Annotated in this window: 19 protein-coding genes and 1 pseudogene; 9 read left to right on the top strand and 11 right to left on the bottom strand. The window is 40.2% G+C overall.

The window, feature by feature from the left end:
* Positions 1-53 precede the first annotated feature (53 nt).
* The 4 genes from M1Q06_RS16785 to M1Q06_RS16770 are packed head-to-tail and all read right to left on the bottom strand — an operon-like array spanning position 54 to position 2849.
* A complete protein-coding gene (locus M1Q06_RS16785; RefSeq protein ID WP_068487669.1) occupies positions 54-494 on the bottom strand; it encodes a disulfide oxidoreductase in 441 nt (146 codons plus the stop codon).
* Complete coding sequence (locus M1Q06_RS16780; RefSeq protein ID WP_434402976.1) at positions 494-1171, bottom strand: DsbA family protein; 678 nt, start codon at positions 1169-1171, stop codon at positions 494-496. Before M1Q06_RS16780 ends, M1Q06_RS16785 begins: the two co-directional genes overlap by 1 nt.
* Before the next feature lie 25 nt (positions 1172-1196).
* Positions 1197-2291, bottom strand: coding sequence for a copper resistance D family protein (locus tag M1Q06_RS16775; RefSeq protein ID WP_101189070.1), 1095 nt, complete (start codon positions 2289-2291; stop codon positions 1197-1199).
* Positions 2292-2849 carry a copper resistance CopC family protein gene (locus tag M1Q06_RS16770; RefSeq protein ID WP_068487672.1) on the bottom strand — a complete coding sequence of 186 codons (558 nt, stop codon included), beginning with the start codon at positions 2847-2849 and terminating at the stop codon, positions 2292-2294. It lies immediately after the preceding gene.
* 171 nt (positions 2850-3020) lie between these two features.
* Here M1Q06_RS16770 and M1Q06_RS16765 point away from each other — a divergent pair, with 171 nt between their 5' ends.
* Both M1Q06_RS16765 and M1Q06_RS16760 read left to right on the top strand, forming a co-directional pair.
* Positions 3021-3398, top strand: coding sequence for an ArsR/SmtB family transcription factor (locus M1Q06_RS16765; protein ID WP_068487673.1), 378 nt, complete (start codon positions 3021-3023; stop codon positions 3396-3398).
* Positions 3395-5510 (top strand): annotated as a pseudogene (locus tag M1Q06_RS16760) (heavy metal translocating P-type ATPase). Before M1Q06_RS16765 ends, M1Q06_RS16760 begins: the two are co-directional and overlap by 4 nt.
* Before the next feature lie 120 nt (positions 5511-5630).
* Here M1Q06_RS16760 and M1Q06_RS16755 read toward each other — a convergent pair.
* The gene (locus M1Q06_RS16755) at positions 5631-7049 is read right to left on the bottom strand and encodes a murein hydrolase activator EnvC family protein (protein ID WP_121301306.1); all 1419 of its coding nucleotides are present in this window, start codon (positions 7047-7049) and stop codon (positions 5631-5633) included.
* 411 nt (positions 7050-7460) lie between these two features.
* Positions 7461-8906 (bottom strand): alpha-amylase family glycosyl hydrolase, encoded by a 1446-nt coding sequence (locus M1Q06_RS16750; RefSeq protein ID WP_434402972.1) that lies wholly within the window; start codon positions 8904-8906, stop codon positions 7461-7463.
* Positions 8907-9211: 305 nt separating this feature from the next.
* Between M1Q06_RS16750 and M1Q06_RS16745 the strand changes: the two genes are divergently transcribed.
* Entirely contained in the window at positions 9212-9442 is a 231-nt protein-coding gene (locus M1Q06_RS16745; RefSeq protein WP_101189073.1) for a hypothetical protein, read from the top strand.
* A gap of 109 nt (positions 9443-9551) precedes the next feature.
* Here the strand turns inward: M1Q06_RS16745 and M1Q06_RS16740 are convergent, their stop codons facing one another.
* Together M1Q06_RS16740 and M1Q06_RS16735 are read right to left on the bottom strand one after the other, a co-directional pair.
* The gene (locus M1Q06_RS16740) at positions 9552-10481 is read right to left on the bottom strand and encodes a cation diffusion facilitator family transporter (protein ID WP_068870655.1); all 930 of its coding nucleotides are present in this window, start codon (positions 10479-10481) and stop codon (positions 9552-9554) included.
* 79 nt (positions 10482-10560) lie between these two features.
* The gene (locus M1Q06_RS16735; RefSeq protein WP_121301307.1) at positions 10561-11409 is read right to left on the bottom strand and encodes a cation diffusion facilitator family transporter; all 849 of its coding nucleotides are present in this window, start codon (positions 11407-11409) and stop codon (positions 10561-10563) included.
* 302 nt (positions 11410-11711) lie between these two features.
* Here M1Q06_RS16735 and M1Q06_RS16730 point away from each other — a divergent pair, with 302 nt between their 5' ends.
* The 3 genes from M1Q06_RS16730 (at position 11712) to M1Q06_RS16720 (ending at position 14737) form a co-directional block, all read left to right on the top strand.
* Positions 11712-12329, top strand: a complete 618-nt coding sequence (locus M1Q06_RS16730; protein ID WP_101805611.1) for a class I SAM-dependent methyltransferase — start codon at positions 11712-11714, stop codon at positions 12327-12329.
* Between the two features lie 88 nt (positions 12330-12417).
* Positions 12418-12846, top strand: a complete 429-nt coding sequence (locus M1Q06_RS16725; RefSeq protein ID WP_101805610.1) for a VanZ family protein — start codon at positions 12418-12420, stop codon at positions 12844-12846.
* A 1075-nt stretch (positions 12847-13921) separates the two neighbouring features.
* Entirely contained in the window at positions 13922-14737 is an 816-nt protein-coding gene (locus M1Q06_RS16720; RefSeq protein ID WP_121301308.1) for a ZIP family metal transporter, read from the top strand.
* A gap of 45 nt (positions 14738-14782) precedes the next feature.
* On the opposite strand, the gene M1Q06_RS16715 is transcribed toward M1Q06_RS16720, so the two are convergent.
* The gene (locus M1Q06_RS16715) at positions 14783-15745 is read right to left on the bottom strand and encodes an arsenic resistance protein (RefSeq protein WP_101189117.1); all 963 of its coding nucleotides are present in this window, start codon (positions 15743-15745) and stop codon (positions 14783-14785) included.
* Positions 15746-15847: 102 nt separating this feature from the next.
* Here M1Q06_RS16715 and M1Q06_RS16710 point away from each other — a divergent pair, with 102 nt between their 5' ends.
* Together M1Q06_RS16710 and M1Q06_RS16705 are read left to right on the top strand one after the other, a co-directional pair.
* Positions 15848-16054, top strand: coding sequence for an Ada metal-binding domain-containing protein (locus M1Q06_RS16710; protein ID WP_101189098.1), 207 nt, complete (start codon positions 15848-15850; stop codon positions 16052-16054).
* Positions 16055-16335: 281 nt separating this feature from the next.
* Entirely contained in the window at positions 16336-17136 is an 801-nt protein-coding gene (locus tag M1Q06_RS16705; protein ID WP_434402968.1) for an SMI1/KNR4 family protein, read from the top strand.
* Positions 17137-17409: 273 nt separating this feature from the next.
* On the opposite strand, the gene M1Q06_RS16700 is transcribed toward M1Q06_RS16705, so the two are convergent.
* On the bottom strand, positions 17410-18804 hold the full coding sequence (locus M1Q06_RS16700; protein ID WP_101189118.1) for a PLP-dependent aminotransferase family protein: 1395 nt from the start codon (positions 18802-18804) through the stop codon (positions 17410-17412).
* A 102-nt stretch (positions 18805-18906) separates the two neighbouring features.
* Here M1Q06_RS16700 and M1Q06_RS16695 point away from each other — a divergent pair, with 102 nt between their 5' ends.
* Positions 18907-19350, top strand: a complete 444-nt coding sequence (locus tag M1Q06_RS16695; RefSeq protein WP_101805443.1) for a GNAT family N-acetyltransferase — start codon at positions 18907-18909, stop codon at positions 19348-19350.
* Positions 19351-19695: 345 nt separating this feature from the next.
* Here the strand turns inward: M1Q06_RS16695 and M1Q06_RS16690 are convergent, their stop codons facing one another.
* Positions 19696-21156 carry an Msr family ABC-F type ribosomal protection protein gene (locus M1Q06_RS16690; RefSeq protein ID WP_394119746.1) on the bottom strand — a complete coding sequence of 487 codons (1461 nt, stop codon included), beginning with the start codon at positions 21154-21156 and terminating at the stop codon, positions 19696-19698.

Raw genomic sequence — 21156 nt, 5'->3', positions numbered from 1 at the left:
GAAATTGTTAAACCTCACAGCAAAGACAGAATAACTTGAGATGCATATACAGATTAAGAACGAGATTCTCTAAATGCCAGTAATAGCATAGTTACCGTGATTAAAACAAAGGCAATCAATGCCAAGAATGGAATCGTGATGAAACCTGCCCAATTGATATATTCTGAGCTGCATGGAACCCCATTGACACAGGGCTTGAATCCACCAAACCCAGGAATTTTTTGTTCCAAGTAGTGCAGAACGGAAATACTCCCACCCAAAAGGGAGAGTGGCAAAACGTAACGAGGCGCTTTAGTGTCGTTTGTAAAGGTTGCAATGCCCAAAATCAGCACTAAGGGATACATGGCAATCCGTTGATACCAGCAAAGTTCGCACGGAATAAAACCTTGCACTTCACTGAAGTATAGGCTTCCCAGCATCGCTACTAGGGAAACAAACCACGCACTATAGAGTAGAATCCCCGTTTTTCCAGACTGTCCTTGTTCTTTCGCCATCACTCTGCACCTTCCAATTCTTGATCAATCAAGGCTTTGATCGCATCATAATCAAAGGGGTCTTCCAATTGTTGGCCGTTAACTGAAATAGTAGGTGTTTGAGAAACACCAGCTTCTTCCACTAGAGCTTCATCCTTTTGGAGCTGTTCTTGTTGTGACACTTGTTCGATGTCTTCCTTTAGACGAACCTGGTCAATCTCTGGAAATCCTGATGCTACTTCCATCAATTTTTCTGGAGTAATCCATGCGGCATCATGGTCTTCTACTGGTTGGGCATCATAAAGAGCTTTATGAAACTCCCAATAAATTTCTGGGCTCTGCTCATAAACCGACTCCGCAGCCAAAGAACCTAATACAGACTCATTTCCGTGAAAAAATACATTAATATAAGAAAACTTCACCTTTCCTGTTTCCACATAGTCCTCTACAAGCTGAGGATATACCATTTCTCCCCAAGCTTTACAAGATGGGCACTTAAAGTCACCGTATTCCACTACTGTCACTGGAGCATTGCCCTCACCTAAAGTGGGCTGTCCGGAAACATCCACTTGTGCTGTTTCTACAGCGGGTGCTTCCTCTTGATTCAGAAATACCACTATGACGGATACAATTACTGCTAATACAGCGGTTGCTAGGACGATCCATTTCATTTTAGATTGCTTCGATTTATTTCCCATTTTTATATCCTCTTTTCTACTTTTATTATCCAACGCTGAGCATTAAGCCTACATAAAAACTCAACACACAAAACAATCCCATCACCAATGTCAAATATACAGGGATTTTTTGCTTGAAACTATAAATGACAAGACTGCCAAAGGCTGTGCCGAGAAACAAAAATAAAACGCCAAGAATGCTCCACTCAAATTGCAGATGCATCGCAGTATCCATCGAACCAGTATGAAAATAAGCAAAAAGATTGGAAGCTCCATTCATTCTTATAAACGATTCGATTGAATGGGGAGGTTCTTGTTGCCCTAATACTGCAGTTGCCGACAATACAAGTAACAATACAACGCTTTCTGCTCTGGCCCAAGGCAATGGATTTACCTTTTTCCCTCTGCTTAATTTCGCTCTAATGAATACGCCATTGATGAAAGCAAAGAGTAATACTGGAAGAATTAATAAATGTTTCACTAAAATTGCTTGGCCATATGGCATTTGCCACGCATCCGTATAGTCTTTTAAATTCAACGCCAAAGTCATGATATATAATCCTGAAGCCGAAATGATAATTAAACATATGATAGCAAGTGGAGTGAACCATTTTATAAATGGGAGCCAGTTTTTAGAAGACACTGAAAACCAGCTAACAATAAGTAAAATACCTATCCAAACCGTTGCAGCTGTAAAGTGTAAAGTATGAAAAATAAATCCACTTCCATCTGTTAATGAAGCTGCATGGCTTCCCCATCCCAACGCGAGAAGGAGCAGAAAAGTAAAAACGAGGGAGACAACGATCAATACTTTGCTCTTAAAAACGGGAGTAACTGATACGAAAAAATAGAAAAAAAGAGAAGTTAAAACCGTTACTGACCACGCTTGCCCTACCTCGAATTCCCCGACTACATTTTGAACGGTCAATAAAAGACCGATATCTTCGTATAGAAATACTACAAGCCGAATGACGGGAGCTGTCGATAAAAAAGCAATGCCCAAGATGGAAATTTGTAGGACGCGTTTATTTATTACCAGATCCGGCTTTTTATTGGCTGGAACTAAGTGAATAAGCAACGAGCCAATTAAAAGCGAAAAACAGAGATATAGAAGCATTTCAGCTATGTATAGCCAGATCATTTAACTTTTTCGCCTCTCCAGCGCCCACATGAATGTACCAGCTGCGATTATCGCCAAAATAATAAAAATGATTATTACGGCATACGGAGGACTGGATGTTGTCGTTTCGCTAGTTTGCTGATCCGTTTCAAAGGTTTGTGTTTCTTTAGTTGGTACCTCTGAAAGGGAACCTGTAATTTGCTCTTCTGTATCCTCTGTTTTCTTCACCTCTCCTGTTTTTGCGGTAAAGCTTAAAATACCTTCAATTGGATGCCCATCCGCGCCGATTATTTTCCATTTCACAGTATAGTCCCCATCAGGCATGCTGCCCTTAGGATTCCCACTCATTGATTGTTCCAAGAGCTGAACATTGAAAGGAACTTCCTCGCCCTCTTGGTTTTCCACGGTAAAGTTGCTGCCTTTCTCCAAGGCGGTATTGAATTCAAGAACAATTTCATTAAGTTCTTCAGTCACTGTAGCTCCATCACTCGGCACACTTTTTTCGAGTGCAGTATGAGCAGAAACAGTAGTCGAACACATAAGCAGTATCAATACTGCCATTATCCATATTTTTTTCATTTGCTAAAAACCTCCAGAATGGGTTGTTTTTATTTAATAAGCCACTTTCCCTCTTATAAAGTCTACCAAGAATCTTTGAACATTTAAACAATCGTTTGAATATTAGAATTGACAAATCAACGAACTCTTTCTAAACTAATACTCAAACGAACATTTGAATGAGGTGTAAAAATGGAGGAAATCGAAATTAGTAAAAAGAATGATACATGCCAAACTTTCTGTTATGACGAAGAAGTGATTGGAAGGGTTCAACCTAAGATGGTCGGCATTCGTGGGGTGGAGTTAATCTTCAAAGCACTTTCTGATGCGACCCGACTGAAAATTGCTTATGCTTTGACACTGGAAAAAGAATTATGTGTTTGTGACGTGGCCAATATTCTAGGGACAACCACAGCTACTGCTTCGCACCATCTGCGCTATTTGCGTAATATGGGATTGGCAGATTATGAAAAACGCGGGAAATTGGTTTTTTATTCACTAGCTGATGATCATGTGCACCAGTTAGTCCGCATTGCTTGCGAGCATGCAGAGGAGGACCGATACAAATGAGCGAAACTCAGGACCAACACATTTACAAGCTCCAAAATCTATCCTGCACCAGCTGTGCCGCTAAGTTCGAAAAAAAACATCCGAGAAATTCCTACAGTTGAAGACGTGAAACTAAACTTTGGAGCTTCAAAAATCACCATCGCTGGACAAGCCTCAATTGAACAATTAGAGCAAGCCGGTTCTTTCGATGGCATCCTGGTATATCCTGAACACCAACGATTGCCTGAAACCAAAGAGCCGTTTTGGAAGCAACGAGCGAATCAAACCACCATGGTTTCTCTCTTCTTTTTGATTCTCGGCTATATATCATCACTTCAAATTGGCGAAGAAGAAGTTATTACTATCGGCCTTTTTGGTCTAGCGATTTTGACAGGCGGTCTCAGTCTTTTCAAGGAAGGGCTTAAAAATCTTATTAAGTTCCAATTCGATATGACAACGTTAATGACCATCGCGGTCATTGGAGCTGCAGTTATTGGCGAATGGGGAGAAGGTGCTGTCGTAGTCTTTTTGTTTGCAATCAGTGAAGCATTGGAAACCTACTCCATGGACAAAGCAAGAAACTCCATTCGTTCACTAATGGACATCGCACCTAATACAGCTACAATCAAACGTGGAACACAAGAGTTCGAAGTAGATGTAGAGGACATTCAGGTCGGTGACATCATGATCATTAAACCAGGACAAAAATTGGCAATGGACGGCGTTGTCGCAAAAGGGAATTCGTCAATTAATCAGGCAGCAATTACAGGCGAATCTTTGCCTGTCCATAAAAGTGCTGGAGATGAAGTATTTGCAGGCACACTCAATGAAGAGGGTGCATTGGAAGTCCGGATCACCAAGAGAACTGAAGAGACTACGATTGCAAAGATTATTCACTTAGTTGAGGAAGCCCAGGCAGAGCGTGCCCCTTCCCAGCAGTTCGTAGACAAGTTCGCAAAGTATTACACACCAGCTATATTAATTATCTCCCTTTTAGTCGCTGTCCTCCCCCCCTTACTTATAAATGGGGAATGGAACGAATGGATTTATCGCGGCTTAGCAGTTCTAGTTGTGGGGTGCCCTTGTGCTCTCGTCATTTCTACGCCTGTCGCTATTGTCACAGCAATCGGCAATGCTGCTAGAAATGGCGTATTGATTAAAGGGGGGATCCACTTAGAAGAAACTGGCCGTCTCAAAGTCATTGCTTTTGATAAAACGGGGACACTAACGCATGGAACTCCCGAAGTAACGAATATTGTTTCCCTGTCAACCATGACTGAAAAAGAAGTCCTTAAAACAGCTGCATCCATTGAAAACCTCTCTCAACATCCGCTGGCGGCTGCTGTTTTGCGAAAAGCGCAGAGCTCCAATATTATTTTAGCTGAAGTAGAGAACTTCCAGTCCATGACCGGCAAAGGCGCAAAAGCCGAAGTCGACGGCCAACTGTATTACATTGGCAGTCCTCATCTGTTTACAGCTGAATTAGAACGGTCACCTGAAATTTCAGCGGGTATTGAAGCGCTTCAAGCTGACGGCAAGACCGTAATGCTGTTAGGGTCCCACACTGGGATCAAAGGATATATAGCAGTAGAAGACCAGGTCAGATCCGCTAGCTCTACTATCATTCAAAAACTATACGATTTGGGCATTCAGAAAACGATTATGCTCACAGGTGATAATAAACTGGCAGCTACTTCAATCGGCAATAAACTTCATTTGACTGAAGTTAGATCAGATTTAATGCCCGAAGATAAATTAGATGCCATTAAATCTTTACGAAAACAGTTTGGCAAGGTTGCAATGATTGGCGATGGAGTAAACGATGCGCCGGCACTAGCAACTTCTACTGTCGGAATTGCCATGAGCGGGGCCGGGACTGACACAGCGTTAGAAACGGCAGATATCGCACTTATGGCAGATGATTTAGATAAACTCCCTTATACTATTGGGTTAAGCAGAAAAACTTTGAAAATCATCTTTCAAAACGTAGCTTTTGCTTTAGGGCTTAAATTGCTAGCCTTGCTGTTAATCATTCCTGGATGGTTAACACTATGGATGGCCATATTTGCTGATATGGGTGCCACATTGATTGTCGTATTGAATTCTCTGCGCCTCATGAAAACCAAATATTGAGCCAACCCCGCATAACCCGGATCGTTTTATCCTGGAATCCTAACTAATAAAAAGAGCCAGCCGTTCATTTATTGAACGGCTGGCTCTTTTGGATAGAAACATGGTGAAAAGATTTGCTTATCAAGAACCGATGTAGTTTCTTGGATCTACTGCATTTGAACTTGAACCATTCCAGATACCAATGTGAATTTCAAAATGAAGATGTGACCCTGTAGAACGGCCAGTACTTCCCATTCCGCCGATTCGTTGTCCCTGAGTCACTTTTTGTCCTTCAGATACGTTAAGCGCGCTCATATGGCCATATACAGTAGTGAACGTTTGTCCGTTGACGGAATGGGTGATAACTACCGCATTTCCTAATCCCCCCATAACACCTGCATGAGAAACATATCCATCTGCAGCAGCTGTTATTGCTGTACCGACACCATTTGCAATATCCATGCCTGAAGTAAACTCAGGTCCATCACCAATATCACGCCATCCAAAGTTAGATGTCACTCGTCCAGTAGTCGGCCGAATGAAGGGAGATCCTGACGATACAGCTGGGGTAGCCTGAGCTTCTGGCTCGCTTGCTAATACAGCCGATTCTGTAGATTTTGACGAACTTTCAACAGACTCCGCAGATTTTTCGGCTTTTTGTTCTTGCGCTTTTTGTGCTTGTACTTTTTGTGCTTGTGCTTTTTTCTTTGCTGCCTGCTCTGCTGCTGCTTTACGTTCCTGAGCTAACTTACGTTTTCGTTCTTCTTCAGCTTTTCTAGCTACTTCGGCTAGACGTTCTTGCTCTTTGGTAATTTGATTTTCTAAATCTGCTGATACATCAAGTGCTTCAGAACGTTGTTGCTCTAAATCGGATTTTTCTGCTGCCAATCGCTGCTGTTCTGCCTTCAAATCTTTTGCGAGACCATCTTGTTCAGCTTTTTGTCCATTGAGCTCATTTCTAAGTTTTTCAAGCTCTGCTCTACGCTCTTCTTGCTTAGCAAGCTTGGTTTCCACCTGGGCCTTTTGATTTGCCAATAATTCTTTATCTTCTTCTTGGGTACGCATGATTTCACGGTCGGCTTCAATTAACGTGTTAACAGCCGAAAATCGATCAATAAAATCAACAAAATCCTCAGCCCCAAGCAAAACATCTATATAATCAACGGATCCGCCACTCATTTGGATAGCTCGTGCCCGTTCTTTCAGTAATTCTGTTCGCTCATCAATTTTTTTCTTTAACTTAGCGATTGAATCTTTTAAATCCTTTATTTCCGCTGTCGTTTGTTCAATTTCGCCTTCGACAACTGCAACTTTTGATGTCGTTTCTTGAATTTGTTTATCCAAGCTTTGAATTTCTTCCATGATTTTTTCCAGAGCTGATTGATTCTTGGAAATTTCGTTTGCTTTATTATTAATTCCTTTGTTTAAATCATTCTGTTTTTGCTCTATTTCCTGTTTCTCTTGTTCGAGTTCACTCAATTTATCCGCATTTACTGTAGGCATTAAAATCGAGAATGCCAAAATAGAAGATAAACCTGTTACTAACCACTGCTTTCTCATTGTTACTTCCCCTCTCGTACTTTAACTCTTATTTCTTTATGTATAGGTCAGTACTACATCATTTAAAATTCGCGCTAAAATATATCGTTTTATAATCAGTTGTCTTCCAGGACTCACCAGTCATTTCAAAACACTTTATTATCCTAGAAACCCGATTTTAAAATCCAACTGTACCAGTGTATCATGGTGCTCTTTTACATTTGTTACAGGAACCTTGCAATTTCGTTTTTAATTCAAGGTTTTTCCCAGTGCAGAATCTCAGCTTTTTTATTCATTTTTTCTGTAAGTACCAATCGATGCTCCTAATTAGGAGATGGCGGAATCAAATAAAGATGCTTGGATATATGATATACCCAAGCATCTTTATCCATTCTAAAGCCGCTATGACCGTATTGAATTTTTAAGAAGGAATTATTTTTTAGCAGTGGCAGCCTTCTTTTTCTTTCTTCCTCGACGCCAAGCTAAAAACAAGAACGTTAAGAAGGAGATGTATAAGACTACTAACGCTGCGATATAGGCTTTATTGAAGCCTTTTTGTTCGATGATATTGAAAGCTTCTCCTAATTCTCTATCTAAAGTGATCCGGTAATTTCCCTCTTCATCCTGACGCGCAATATTGTTTTCGAATAATCCACGCAATTCCTTATCGTCGCCAACTACACTGGCTGGCAAAGTCAAACTTTGTGTAGAGGAAGAATTGTTAATTGCGATAATCCAGGTTTCTTCTTCGTTTGACCGCTTATATACAAACCAGCCGTCTTCCTCGTGCAATACTTCCATACTACCCGTCCGCAAGGCTGCTGATTGATTCCGAAGAGAAGTCAAGTTGGCTATATGGTCGATTAATTCCTCATCTACCCCTAAGTCCAAGATAGGGTGGGTATCAGGAGCTGTTTGCCCATTAACAGCAATTTCAGAACCATATTGTATGACAGGAATCCCTGGCATAGTTAATAATTGAAAGGTAAGCAACTTCCATCGTGTTGGCGGGAAGCCGCCTTCTTGGACTGTGTCCGCAGTGAACCGGGAAGTGAGGAGAGAATCAACTTGAATCAGCTTGCCCTCTGCTTCTTCCCAAGAACCGGAAAGCTCTGTTTCATTAGGGTTAAAACTCTTATAGCTATCTCTTAAAGCAGTCTCAATTCCTGGCATGACCACAGCATCAAGGCCGTCTTGAGGTGGTGTTACATCATCGCTTATTACATAGAGATCCCGAATGCTTTTTAGGCTTTCAGAAAATCGAGTGATAAAGGCTGGATCCAAGCTATCTGCCTTTTTTATTCGAATACCGTCAATCGCATATTTTTCGATGAAGCCTTCAAATTGTCCAATTAATTGATCTTGTACTTCACGATTAGCGGTCTCCAGAGCGACGGTTCCATTTTCATTTTCAACAAACCATTCAGGATGGCTTTCCCGCCATACATGTTGTTCACTCAATTCCTGAGTCGGCAGATCAATCATTACCTTTAAATCCAGTTCATGGGCTTTGTTTATAACTTCCTCCCATTCCTCCTGGGTACCAAAACGCGACTCTAACTCATCGTAATCCACTACGGCTGTCCCATCATAGGAAGTCGCAGAGAAGACAGGCCCAACGGAAATCATAGTAAACCCCATATCTTTTATGTACTGCATTTCGCTGGTCAGTCCTGCAAAATCTCCCCCGCTAAATGAATTAGGGTCTAGGGAATTCACATTGATATCATTTTGAATTCCCTTATTAAAGAATCGATCCACCAATAGGTCATAAATAATTTCATCTTGCAATTCATTATTCTCTGAAGCTTCTATCGGCCTTGCTAAATTGAATAGTAAAAATCCCACCAACAGGATTGAAACCCATCTCTTTTTCACACAGTTTTCCTCCTCAAAAATACCAAACTCGTTTTCAGATTCGGTTCAGTGTAACAAATATCAATTTTCTCTTCTATATAAAATTAAATACTTCATAAACTCTGCTTAAAGTTTTATCGATCCTGTGAATATTTAAGCATACCCGGATAAAGCTTCAGTAGGTTAAACTATTAGTAAACTTTATTCTGTAATTAAGGAGTCAATAGGTATTGATTTTCTCTAATCATGTATTACAGTTAAACAGGATATTAACAATGTTCCAAAAATGAACTACCGCAATTTCACTAATCCTAAGGAGGAATATCATGCTCTCTTCAAATAAAAAGCCACAAGATAAATCGACAACTTTTGGATTTCTATTTTACTTTGTGGCCTTGCTCGGCTGGTCTATTTATGATTTTTTTGTCACGGGTACTACTGGATGGCAAGTACCGATTCTATTTCTTGGGTTTGCCATCTATCTGTGGACAAAAGTATTTTATCAGCAACGAAAAATAAAAGAGACAGTAAAAGAGTCCGAGCTGAAACTCAAGTGAATGATAAGGGGACAATAAAAAAGAGCGACGGGCTTTCCGTCGCTCTTTTTTATCAAAATATTTTTGAACACTCTATTCCAGACACTTTCAAATGAATCCTCTGCGAAAGCTAACGGGAGTCTTCTAAATCCTTCAAATCCCCGTGAATGGACTCTATATGGGGATGGTCTTGTGATTCCAATTGAATTGTTATGTGGGTAATTTGTTGTTTTATCATTGCAGCCTCTATCTCTCTCAATATGAGTTGGCTTTCTTCGAAAGAAAGGCCATTCTCTATCACCACATGGCCCGATAATGCATTTTTTCCGCTAGTGATGCTCCAGACATGCAAATCGTGTATATTATTTACTCCTGGGATTTTTTCAATCGTATCTGTTATGCGATCGATACTTACATCTGTGGGGGTTCCTTCCATCAATACATGAATGGCTTCCTTTGTAACACGCCAACCACTTATTAAAACAAGTATGGCTACAACGACACTAGCTAAAGGATCGGCCCATGCCCAGCCGAAAAAGATTATTAGCAATGCGGCTGTTATGGCTCCTACAGAACCCAACAAATCACTCAGTACGTGTAGGAAGGCGGCCCGAAGATTCAAATTGTCCTTAGTATCTCCGCCTCTGGTCAAAATCCAGGCAACCAATATATTTACTAATAGACCGATAATGGCAATAATCAACATGCCTGTTGTAGCGACTTCTGGCGGATCAGAAAACCGATGGTAGGCCTCGTAAAAAATGTAAAGTGAGATTAATACTAATGTTACTCCATTGAAGACGGCAGCTAAGATTTCGAACCTCTTGTAACCATAGGTCTTAGCTTGATCCGCTGCCTTTTCCCCAATTGTAAAAGCTAAAAACCCAATACCTAAGGAAATCGAATCGCTTAACATATGTCCAGCATCCGCAATCAATGCCAGGCTATTTGTCAGAAAGCCGCCAATCGCTTCTACGACCATATAAACCGTAATAATCAAAAAAGAAATTAATAAAGTTTTTTTATTGCGTCCATGTGCGTGGTCATGGTCACTCCCCATTTACGATACCTCCCTTATTGGATATCTTTGCAAAAGTAAAATTGATCAACTGGTTATTCACATAATAGGATCTTGGCAATCACTGAGTTTTCCAATCCATTTCAATTGTGGAATGAATGATGTGAAGATCCGAAATTGTACTCCGGACCTTTTCCTTAGTTGCAGTTGATTCTGCCAAATTTTCTCCAGTGACCGAGAGGCACACATTCATTGCGTGCTCCTCCCCATCAATTGACCATATATGCAGATCCTTTACTGAAAGTACCCCAGGAATTTTCTCAATTCTTGAATGGACTTCATCCAAATTGATGTCCTGAGGTACACCTTCAAGCAAAATCTTCATGGTTTTCGATAAATTCCGAAAAACATTGAACAGTATAAATAAAGCAATGGCAATCGATAAAATGGGATCAAGTATATGGATGTCTTTGAACAACAAAACAATACCTACTATTAGTACGGCCACCCAACCTAGGACGTCTTCTAATAGATGCCAAGTAAGCACGCCTTCATTTACTGACTTGCCTTTATGTAGCCTGTATGCCGCAAATCCATTTAACAACACACCTGCAACTGCAAACCAAACCATTCCTTGGGCATTGGAGTGCTCGGGGTTGAATAGAAGAGGTATGGCTTGAAAGAAAATATAAACAGAACCCGCAATTAAAATGAGTGCATTAATCAAAGCTCCCAGCAGCGAAAAACGCTTGTAACCGAAACTGAACTTTTGGTCTCCTTCCTTCTTCGAGAATTTTTGCAGAAACCAAGAAAGCCCCAATGCTGTTGCATCCCCCAAGTCATGTACGGCATCAGACATAATAGCCACGCTATTAATTAAGAAGCCCCCAATGAATTCGCCTATAGAAAAAAGCAAGTTGATGAAAAAAGCCAATTTGATATTTTTTTCATCCTTATGAGCTGTTGCCATCTGTTATCCTCCTCTCTCAGTACATTTAAATAAAAATGACGTACAAATTTTGATTCTTACTCTTGCTTAATTAACTAACTCCATTTTGCTGAGTAGTCACTATATTCCCCAAAGCTCATGAAATACACCTTGGTATATGATGTGTGCAATTCCACAATTACTTATGACGAAGAATTTCGGCCAGCAGGAAATTATGTAAGATTTAAAGAATGTGACAGAGAAAAAGGAATTTCATACTCCTTTTCATCTGTTCTATACTTGCCTATGCCAAATATTGACATCCTAACTAGGAGGTAGAGAGAGTGAACAATACATGGAACAAAATAATGTATAGAATTTGGTCGCCTATCTATGACCAGATCTTCAACACTGGGCCTTTCTTAGAAGCGAGGAAGAAAGTTTTCCAAGATGTTAAGTTTGAAAAACACTCAAATCTATTATTTGTAGGAGTGGGGACAGGGGCCGATTTGGAATTATTCAATCCTCAACACTTTACTATTACCGCTATTGACTTATCTCCCGACATGTTAGAAAAAGCTCGCAAAAAATATCCGGAGTCTGCTATTAATTTTTTAGAAATGGATGCTCAAAAATTGAATTTTGACGACAATCAGTTTGATTTTGTCATTGCCAGCCTGATACTTTCTGTTGTACCTGATCCGAATACTTGTTTGAGAGAAATGGCACGCGTCCTCAAAAATAGTGGGGAACTCATTATTTTTGATAAGTTTTCTTCAACTGAAACAAGCTCTTCAATTCAACGAAGACTAGTTAGGCCTTTCGTAAAACTACTTGGGACCGATATTGCCTTGAGTTTCAAAGCTTTGTTCGAAGAAAACAAACGGTATCTGAAGCTCATAGACAAAAGCCCTGTCATGTTTAACGGTTTTTATACTAAAATTCGCCTCCGAAAAGAATAAAAACTTTAGTAGATTGTCTTTGACTTACTCAAAACCTTCTCAAAAATCTAGTTGGATTTCCTACTTAAACTAAGAAAGGACAGTGTCAATGCGATTCCCTCTCTTTTTAGTAGTTCTATGGGCATCAGTGATTTTAGCGGTTATGTCCACAAGCGATGCATATGCTTTTTTAGTTGATCAAGTCGTAGAGTATCAGATAAACTTGCAGCCTAACTTTCTTGAATTACTGAAATTTAGTGACGTTGCTTTCAATGATGCTTTTTACTTAGCACAAAAAACTGGCCATTTGTTATCCTTTGGGATTCTGTATATTTTAATGTTCATTTGGCTAAAGCAAACTTTCTATTCTTGGTTTTTATGCACATCGTTTGCCTTTTTCTCAGAAGTTTTTCAGTTGTTTTTCGATAGAAATGGTAGGCTCTTTGATGTGGGCATCGATTTAATTGGTATTTTTCTAGCCCATCAACTGATTATCAGAGTTCTCAACTTTAAAAATGAATTCAGTAAAAATAACTAGGAGACGATGCTTTTCTAGCTAACCGCAACAATCCGTACTGAGAAGAATAAAACAAGTCTCAAGTTCTCCATAGCCCAATAATGCCTTTTCTACGGTATATAATCTGATGGCATTCAAGAATTTTTAATATCTTAGTAAGTCGATAAGTCGACAAATTCAAATCCTTCTCTACCTCTTTAGTATTTTTGACTAGCACTCCGCAGGAAGTAGAATTCCTCAAAAAATACGTTATAAATCTAAGTCCACTTCTCAGTGTTTCTTTCTTCTCTTCTGCTAAGCATTTTCTGACTTCTTTTATGACCTTAGTCTCTGAATTCGAAAAAGAACACTCATTTTTACTTTTCACTAATAAATCTCCTCACTTTTATATCTCGAAACTAAAAAACCAATAGATTAAGCCATTACATTAATAGGATATGCTAACATCCACAAACTTATTTACATTTAGTGCAGTTAATTTATTAATCCCCTCCGCATGAAAATTTAAATGACGAATAGCGAGGATTGGGTCAAGGAAACGAAAATAATACATGCTATACTTGTCTGACTCCTGTCTTCGTTAACTTCTATATTTCCAGTCAACTGTTCCATGGCATAGGTAATTACTTATTAGACAGTATAAATAGTTTTAGGACTTCAAGTTAATTATGTAAACACCCGATATACAAGCTTCAACTGTTAGTTGGCCATAAGCAACATACGTAATTTGGGAGCTCAGTAATAAGCAAATCATATACAATAATATATCTATTGAAAAGGAAAGAATACACGATTCTTCTTACAAATGGATTATAGAGAATACATTCAACATTATTCCAAGCCAAAGAGTTTTTCAGTAACCCATTCATAAAGTTACACTAACTCTGAATGACTATATCACCAAATAACTCGCTGCTTTATAAATCAAGTTACCATACAGGTTTTCAAAAGAAGCTGATATGTAAAGCTCATGAAGAAGTGAGCTTTACTCAGCTTTTTTTATTGCATTTAATTAACTGAACCCACCTTTTTTTGCTCGAAACAAAACATAGCATCAAGTTTTTCGAAATACATTTTTCATAGGAGGAAAATTGATATGATGGAGTTGTTTAAAGGTCTAGATCCAGTTGTTCAAGCATTTATTGGTACATTATTCACATGGGGCATGACGGCACTGGGCGCAGCGTTAGTATTTACTACAAAAGGCGTCAATCAACGTTTCATGGATAGCATGCTCGGGTTTGCTGGAGGGGTAATGATTGCAGCAAGTTATTGGTCGCTTCTTGCTCCTGCCATTGATATGGGAGAAGGTGGCTCTTTACCAGCTTGGATGCCTGCGGCCATCGGCTTTTTACTGGGCGGCATATTTTTATGGTCAGTAGATAAAATCCTCCCTCACCTTCATCCAAATGCATCCTTAGAAAAGTCTGAGGGATTCCACTCAGCTAAAAGAAAGAAGAGCTCTTTGCTTGTTTTCGCCATTACACTACACAACATTCCCGAAGGGCTAGCAATCGGCGTGGCATTCGGAGCTGTGGCTGCTGGATTTCCGTCGGCCTCTCTAGCAGGTGCAATTGCTTTGGCAATCGGCATCGGTATCCAGAACTTCCCGGAAGGCCTAGCTGTCTCCATGCCTCTTCGACGCGATGGATTTTCGCGGCGAAAAAGCTTTCTTTACGGTCAATTCTCTGGGATGGTTGAACCGGTCGCCGCCATCATCGGTGCGCTGGCAGTGGTGTTTATAGAACCCTTACTGCCTTATGCATTGAGCTTTGCAGCAGGTGCAATGATTTTTGTAGTCGTTGAAGAAGTAATTCCAAGTTCCCAAGAAAAAGGGAATTCAGACTTGGCTTCGATGAGTTTAATGGTTGGGTTTACAATCATGATGATTCTTGATGTCGCCCTCGGCTAATTTCAAGTAAGCTCCGAACCTAGGCCTGTGAAACGGATATTATATTTAGCTTTCTCCTATACTTGCTCTCCTTAGAGAAAGCAACAACTGGGAAACGAGTGCTAGAATGGGCAATTCGATCAACGGGCCGATAACCAAGGCCAAGGCGATTAGAGGCTGGTCCGGAAAGGCGACAACTGCAATGGCCAGTGAGACAGGCGAATTACGTGCGATAGTCGTCAGGCTTAAGCTCACCGTATCTTCATAGGAAAACTTCAGGGCTTTCCCTGCTGTTTGCACCAAAATAAAATTAATAATAAAGAACAATAAAACAGGTAGCAGCAAGATGGAAATGATTTCAAGATTATTAAGTAGGTACTTCCCTTGAGAAGCAAATATCGCCATAATCGCCAAAGATAAAAAGAAAATCTGTGCGGTAGCGAAAAAAGAGACGAGTTTCTCATTCAAGAAGGCTTTTCTCTTCCGCAAGGCATAACGCGTCAAATGTGCTAGCGCAAACGGAATAGCCAGTACGAGGACAATGCTTTTGCCGATAGTCGACAATGGAATCGGCTCAATTGTGCCAGCGAAAATGAATAGGTAAACCGGCAACAGCACGACCTGCAGAATCAAATTAATCGGCAAAACGGACGTGGACAAGGGCACATTCCCTTTGGCAATGGAAGTGAACATGAGGTACCAGTCTGTACAAGGCGTTACCATCAGCATGATAAATCCAATCCACAGGGCTGGATGATCTGCAAGGAAGATCGCCCCAAGTCCCCAGGCCACTAAAGGTGTCCAGACAAAATTGATAAGCATACTGACAGTGAAAAACTTGCGATTTTCAAAAGCATCCTTCAGGTACTGCAATGGAATGGTTAAAAATAATCCATAGAGCATCAGCAATAAAAATGGCACGATGAAGGATTCGGCGTATTGCTCAAAAAAGTGGATCTGGCCAAATAAAAGGCCGAGTCCAACTGCGCTTAGAATAATGACGGTTTGAAATTTCTCTAATATGTTCATAACGACACTCCTTCTATAAAAGAGAGAAAGTGTGCGCGACTTACTCTTCTCTATCAGGGTAACGGAAGTGGTATCCGATTGCTTTGTTAATTTTGATTGTGAATCCGAACGGAGGAGAAAACCCTGAAAAGCTATTGGTGGCAATTAAATTCTAGCAATAACAAAGGGTATGACGCAGAATTCTATTACGCCCTCTCTACAACCAAAACTATATTCCGACCCTCTTGTCCTTCCCGTACCTCAACCCCTAAAACGTGTCGATCTTTTCCACAGTGGCAGAGGTCATTCCTCAAGAGCGAACTGATCTAATAGTGTAAACACAGTTTCTTCTATCCTAAATTAGCTGTTTCACATCATTCATAAAAGACAAATTCTCAAAATAAAGGGAAAGAAGAATGCAGTTAGCAACCTCTTCTTTCCCTTTCTATTAATGTAGCTACCGATAATCCGGCATTATGTAAACGTATGGATATTAAAAATTTTTTAACTTCCTATTTTTGGTGAAACGGATATTTTCAATCATTTTGTTTTATTATGGTTAGTAACAATATTAAACAAGACTATTCAATAGAATCTAAGGAGGTTACTTGATGCACATATGGGCTAAGGAAGTCGAGGATGATTATAAGTTACCAAAAACTTCAGAAGTAGAGATTGAAAAAACAGAAAAACAACTAGATATGGAATTTCCAGCTTCTTATAAAGAGATTCTTTTAGAACAAAATGGCGGTGCTATACAGTACAATTCAGTGAAGAAGAAAAGTCATCTTGAAACCAATGCGTACATTGAGATTAATCACATATATGGTTGTGGTCAAGGTGGTATTTTAGATTCAGATTATCTCATTAATGAATGGGATCTTCCGAAAAATATTCTTATTTTCAGCGGAGATGGGAATAGCTTTTTTGCTCTTGATTACAGAAAGGATTCAGTAAACCCTTCGGTGATTTATTTGGAACCAGAAACTGAAGAAATTATTGAAGTAGCCCATACATTTGATAATTTCTTAAATAACCTTTCAAAAGAAGAAGTGTTTTTCGAAAATAACGAAAACGACGAAGATTGGGGTACTTCTGAAGAAGCAGCTGAAACGATCTTTTCGGGAAATGATATTCTATTAATCGAAGAGACTTTATTAAATCTTCAATATCCAGAAAACCATAAATGGTATTTCGAACAGCTCTTGAAATGCGCTACTCATTCAGAGGTACTAATTAGGGAAACTGTTACTAATATCTTAAATAACAATCTTGAAATTTACATTATTGAGTCGGATAAAAACTTACATTTTTTACTTGAAGAAATAATCGAGAAATTAATCGCAGACAAGAACGAAAGCATAAGCTCAGAAGCCAGGGAAATAAGAAAAAGAATAAAGTATAAAGTATAAAGTATAAACACTTTTGAGAAAAAGGTATCCTATTTCCAATGTGTACTCCTTCTCTCAAGGATTCTCAGTGCTTGTAGGAGAATGTCCGGTAAATTTGCTAAGTAGCAGGAGATTAAATGAATACTACACTAAAAAAAGACTTCTTCTAAACAGAGGAAGTCTTTTTTAAGTATTCTTCAATACCGAAAAAGGACAACCTCTAGTTTAGCTTCTCCACTTCCGATAAGGGGTCATATGTAAACTGGATAAGTGTTGACGTTATCAATACTTAAATTAAAGTCCCCAGCTTTCTTTTAGCAGCCGAATTCCCTCTTCGATTTCAAGTTCGGATAACCCGCCAAAACCCAGCAGCACTTCCGGTTCCGTTCTTTCCCTTTCGCCTCCGTAATACACCGAAGTCGGATAGACTTTCACCCCGTTCCGGCTGGCGCTTGCGATCAACTCGTTTTCGGACATGCCATTCTGGACGTTCAGGATGATATGCAACCCTGACTTCTCGCCGATGATTGTTACGCATTCGCCCAAATCTTCCTGTATTGCTGCCAGCAGCCGAGCCTGCTTTTTCCGGTATAAAGTCCGCATTTTATTCAAATGTGTGGCCCAATGTCCGTTGCTCATGAAGCGGAACAGCGTGTCTTGATGAAGACGGGATACCGTTTGCTTATACAAGGAAAAATTCGTGCGGTATTTCTCAAGTAAGCTTGACGGCAAAACAAGGTAGCTGATTCGAATCGAGGGGATCAACGATTTCGAGAACGTGCCCATGTAAATGACACGGCCATTGGAATCAAGCCCGTGCAGCGATGGAATCGGTTTTCCTTTGTAGCGATATTCACTGTCGTAATCATCTTCGACAATATAGTTATGTTGTTCTCCAGCCCAGTTCAACAATTCCATCCGGCGAGAAATCGGCATAACCATGCCATAAGGAAATTGATGGGACGGTGTGACAAAGACTACTTCGGCTTTACTGCTCGCCAACTCTTTCACTGATAGGCCCTCTTCTTCAACCGGAATCAACTCGACATCAACGCCTTGATCTTGTAAAGCGACCCTAGTCCGGTGGAACCCTGGAGACTCCAGCGCATATGTCTTCTCTCTTCCGATGACCATACACAACAAGCCAGTCAGCACTTGCGTACCGGCTCCGAGCAGAATTTGATCTGCAGAACACCGAACCCCTCTTGATTGGAACAGATACTGGGCGATTTGTTCCCGGAGACACGGCTCCCCTTGGGGATTTCCGTTGTAAAAAAGTTCACTTCCGTCCAAATAAAGACTCTTCACCGACAATTTTCGCCAGACTGAATAAGGGAACTGCTGCAAGTCTACGTGGCCGGAATTGAAATCAATTTTGTATTGTAGGTTCTTCTCTTTCTTAGCGGTTTGAGAAGAAGGCACAGAATCGCCAATCAGCTCTTCTACCTCCTGTACGTAAAAGCCTTTCCGCTGTTCACTTCGGACATAGCCTTCTGCCACTAATTGGTTGAAGGCAGCTTGGATCGTGTTTACACTCACTCCTAGATGAATCGCCAAGTTTCTTTTAGAAGGCAGCTTTTCTCCAGCCGGTATGTTGCCTGCACCCATCTCCTGTTTTAAGAAAGACGCTAATTGGAGGTATAAAGGATTCTCTTTTTCACTTTTGAAATCAAGGGTAATTTCAAGCATGCATATGCCTCCAATATATTCTGGTTCTTTTATTTTTCTGTAATCTGATACTTTTGATTATACCAGTTTGCTAATAAGATAGGATTTAAAGGAGGGAAAAAAATGAACCCATTATCGCTTTCAATCAAAGAGTTGATGACGGAGGACGACTGGCGCAAAGCCTTTCCGGTCATGAACCAACTGCGAACGCACCTGACGGAAAATCTCTATCTGGAGCTAGTAAGAGACGCCCGAAAAACGGATGGCTACCGAATGGCCGCAATATTTGAGGAAGAACAGCTTGTCGCGGTCATTGGCTTTAAGCCAATGATCACTCTATATTATGGAAGATTTATTTGGGTCTGTGATTTAGTCACCGATCAGGCACGACGCTCAAAAGGATACGGTGAAAAATTGCTTGCCCATGTACACCAATGGGCGAAGGAGAACCAGTATGAAAGCGTCGCTTTGTCTTCCGGCTTGCAACGGACTGATGCTCATCGCTTTTATGAGCAGAAAATGGATTATGAGAAAGTGAGCTATGTTTTTAAAGCCCCTTTACACTAATTCTTTTACTCAATACTAGGGACTAGAGAAAAGGAATGGAATTGATTCATCCTCTTTCCGGTTCATCCCGTATCTTGAGGGTAGTACCTCTTCAATGAGATTTTACTTCGACGAACATCTCTTAAATACAAAAGGACAAATGGGAGAGAAAAATCCATTTGTCTTTTTATCGTTTTTACCAAGATCTAGCCTCAGCCTGCTTGCGCCTATCAATTCACTTCCGATAAATTGATGATATGTAAACTGGAATAGAGGACTAAAAATCTTCTCGAAATACAAATCTTTCTAGTAATTAAAGAAACAAAAAATAGTCATCGACTAATATCGATGACTATTTCAAGTTCCTTATATCAATTCCAAATTCTTATTACTTAGGATGTACTGAATATCTGCTGTATTTCGGATAAAGAACTCATCATGGGAAACAAATACGACGGTGCCTTGATAGGCCTTTACAAAATGCTCTAGTGCTTCGATCGCTTTAATATCCAAAAAGTTAGTCGGTTCATCCAATAACAAGATATTATAAGAACCTAGAAAGAGTAAACAAAGCTGCAGTCGGATGGCTTCTCCCCCACTTAAATCTTTCACCTGTTTAAGCAAGTCTGTATCCACAAACTGCATCGAATGAAGGACGCTCCTTAAAAAACTATCCTCATGTTCCGAACGATTTTTGATGTAATGGAAGACAGTCTCATCACCGCTGAACTGATAACTCATTTGCTGAAAATACCCGATCTTTGCTTTAGGAGAAATGGTCAATTGCTCATCCTTTCTCGCAATTCGTTGAAGCAATGTACTTTTACCACTCCCATTCACACCTGAAATCGCAATCTTTTTACCAAGCGGAAGTTGGAAGTTCACTTCTTCCAATAATATATTATCTCCAGCATATAAAGTGAAACGATTGGCCATGATTGGAAATTTATTGTGCAGCTCCAGTGCTTTCTGATGTGGAAAAACAATCGGCTTCTCAACTTGAACCGCACTCACTTCCTCAAGCTTCTCCATTCGCTGCTCGATTGCCTTGGCCGCACGATGTACCGCTTTCTGGCTTGTGCCTTTGGATTTTGTCTCAAACATTCGATTTGCCATGGCCTTTGATTCCTTCTTCGAATATTTTCCGGCTTGGGCAACCTTCTCTGCTTTCTTCATCTTTTCTTTTGCAGCTTTTTCCAGTCGGTTCTTTTCTTTTAAGAACTGTTCGTGAGCTTGATTTTGTTGTTCCCATTCCAACCTTTTTTGATTCATGTAGTCGCTATAATTTCCCGAATACACATGCACTTGCCCATCCTGGACTTCCCAGATCTTTGTCACAAGTTCATCCAACACGGCCCGGTCATGGCTGATGATCACCAAAGCACCATAGTAATAGCGAAGTTCTTCGAGCAAATACGAAATGCCCTGCTTATCCATATGAGTGGTTGGCTCATCCAGCAATAACGCTTCATAATAATGACTCATTAGCTGAGCGAGCTTTAATTTCGTCTGTTCTCCACCACTTAGTGACTCTAGATTTTGTGGTACCGCTAATCGGCTAAGCAATGCTGGATCATTACCGGCCTCTTCTTTTTTAGGAGTCTCCAGCTGTTTAAAGTATCCTGGCTCAACGTAACTCTTCACTTGCCCCACTGTTGGCTGGATTTCTTTCGCTAATAATTTCAGTAATGTGCTTTTTCCTGCACCGTTTTTCCCCACAATGCCAACGCGGTCAAACTGGTGGATAGCAAGATCTTCAATTCGCAAGATTTCTTTATCTAAATAGGACACTTCAATATTTTTTAATTCAAAACAAAGTTTTTCCAT

This window comes from Planococcus sp. 11815, from assembly GCF_051096385.1.
Classification (GTDB): Bacteria; Bacillota; Bacilli; order Bacillales_A; family Planococcaceae; genus Planococcus; species Planococcus citreus.
Note: the sequence above shows the minus strand (reverse complement) of the source record. Positions and strands in the feature narration are given on the sequence as shown.